Genomic DNA, 2,176 nt, shown 5'->3' with positions numbered 1-2,176 from the left:
CTGTACCAGCGCCCGGGCCTCGACCGGGTCATCGCTGCCGGTCCGGGCAAGGTGCAACCAGACCCGGGTGGTGATGACCGGGGAGGTGAACCAGGTTAGGGCGGAAAGCTTCGCCCGGGCCGGTTGGGCGAGCTTCATGTGCAGGCGCAGCAGGTGCGCGAGCATCTCCACCAGGACCGCGTAGGCCAGCGGCGCGAGCGCGTGCGCGAGAGCGTCGGCCAGGCCGGTGGCGGTGTCGATGTTCAGCCACACCGTGCCGCCGATGAACACGTACGTCGTCACCAGCGCGCCCGGGATCCGCCAGCCCCGGGTGAGCGCGGCCAGGCGGAGCGCGGTGCAGGCGATGATCATGCCGTCGGCAACCAGTGGCACGAGCGGGCTGTTGAACTTCGCCGACACAGCACCGAAGGAGCGGGCGCCGCCGATCCCGGCGACACCGAGCGCGGCGAGGATCGCCACCACGATCAGCACCCGTCGCCCGGTCCAGCCGCCTCGCGCCACCGACCGGCCGAGCGCTCGCGTGGTCCGGCGGACCAGCAATACCGCCCCGGCGGCGAGGGCGACGAACAGGACGAGTCCGGTCAGTCCGGCCGCGATCACCGGGCCGGTCAGCTCCGCATCGGTCGGCAGCCAGCCAGGAACAGCAGACAGCGCGGCCATCAGAACGCCTCCATCGTGTCGTCGGGCACCGTGACCGATGTCGCGTCGTCGCGGCTCGTGTCGTGGTCGCCGCGGGTGATCTGGTCGTCGTGGCGGCCGTCGTCCTCGCGCGGGCTGAAGTAGACGGTGACCGCCTCGTCGCTGCACTGGGCAACGGCCCCGGCGGCCCGGTCGATCGCCGCCGGCGTCCCGGCCGTGTCGGCATCCCTGACCGCTACCGCCGCTGTCTCGAAGGCGGTGTCTTCGCCGGTGATGTGGGCGGTGCCGCTGCATCCGGCGTGGTAGCCGTCGGCGATGTCACGGCGGGTCTGGTCGTCGTTGCGGGAAAACACCAACTGGTCGATCGGATCGCCGGTGTCGGGGGCGATGGTCGTCTCGACCGCGTCTCCCTCGGCCAGCGCGGCGGCCATCGCCTCGGCGCGGTCGCGGTAGTGACCGATGCCGTATCCGGCCTCGCCACCGACGTACCGGTCCTGGCAGCCGCAGCCGATCGTCGAGCATCCCTCGTCCAGCTGGTGCACCTCGTCGCCTCGGCGCTCAGCGCCCCAACGAGCGTCGGCATAGGCCTCGGCGATCTCGCGGGTACCGAAGTGGCGCCGGTCGTTCCGCTCCTCCATGGACGCCACCTCGAAGCAGCCAACGAAACCGGCATGGTCATGGCTCATTGCGCTCATCGCTGACCTCCAGCGTTCTCGGGTACGGCAGCCAGGCCGCCACGGCGGCCGGCCGTGATCTGGTCGGGGGTGGGCGCGGGGCCGTTGTGGTCGCGGTCCGTGGCCCACCAGGTCACGAACGGGTCGGAGTCGACCGCGAGCGGGACAGTGACCGCGACCTGCCCGGCGGGTTCGCGGTGGGCGAGGGCGTCACAGCCCGGCGCGTAGGCCGCGACGCGGCGCGTCATGCCGGGGCGTTGCCGGTCGTGCCAGTCGCCGACGAGCTTGTTCGACGCCTCCGGGCCCTGGTAGGCGAGCGTCCAGGCGTCCATCAGCCACAGCAGTTCCTCGACGATCTCGGGGTGCCACAGCCAGCACGGCGGTAACGCGTCCCGTGCGTCGGCATAGCGCAGGAACACCGTCTGCAGCCACGGCAGCAGCTCACTCAGGACCGCCTGGACGGCGGCCTCGTCTTCGGCGAGCGTCAGCCAGGACCGGACGGGGTCCGGCTTCTCCTTGCCGGGCCTGCCGGCGGACTTGGCGGGGGCCTGGGTCAACAGGTCGCCCAGCTCGGTGACGATCGTCGCGAGCCGGGCGACTTCGCCTGCACTGGCAGCGTTCTTCATGCCGCCCTTCAGCGCGGACACGTCGCGGGTCAGCGCCTCGACCGTGCGGGCGAGTCCGGCGACGGCCTGCAGCGCGGCCGCGCCGGGATCTTGGTGGTCGGTGTGCTTCACTGCTCGGCCTCCTCGTAGTTCTCGGCGAACCAGCCCTCCAGCGCGTCCGGGTCGATCGCGACCCACCCAGTGGCGTGGCCGTCGGCGTCGTACGCCGGTCGCGCATCCACACCCCAGATCTCGGCG

The 2,176-nt window shown here is 71.9% G+C and carries 3 protein-coding genes; all 3 read right to left on the bottom strand.

Annotated features, from left to right (window positions below):
* The coding region (locus tag VGD70_RS29245) for a DUF2637 domain-containing protein (RefSeq protein WP_331086983.1) at positions 1-660 on the bottom strand (660 nt) is incomplete at its 3' end.
* Positions 660-1,277 carry a hypothetical protein gene (locus VGD70_RS29240; RefSeq protein ID WP_331086981.1) on the bottom strand — a complete coding sequence of 206 codons (618 nt, stop codon included), beginning with the start codon at positions 1,275-1,277 and terminating at the stop codon, positions 660-662. The genes VGD70_RS29240 and VGD70_RS29245, both read right to left, overlap by 1 nt.
* A 53-nt stretch (positions 1,278-1,330) precedes the next feature.
* A complete protein-coding gene (locus tag VGD70_RS29235) occupies positions 1,331-2,050 on the bottom strand; it encodes a hypothetical protein (protein ID WP_331086979.1) in 720 nt (239 codons plus the stop codon).
* Positions 2,051-2,176 lie beyond the last annotated feature (126 nt).

Origin of the sequence: Actinophytocola sp., from assembly GCF_036402745.1 — a bacterium.
Lineage (GTDB): Bacteria > Actinomycetota > Actinomycetes > Mycobacteriales > Pseudonocardiaceae > Actinophytocola.
Note: the sequence above shows the minus strand (reverse complement) of the source record. Positions and strands in the feature narration are given on the sequence as shown.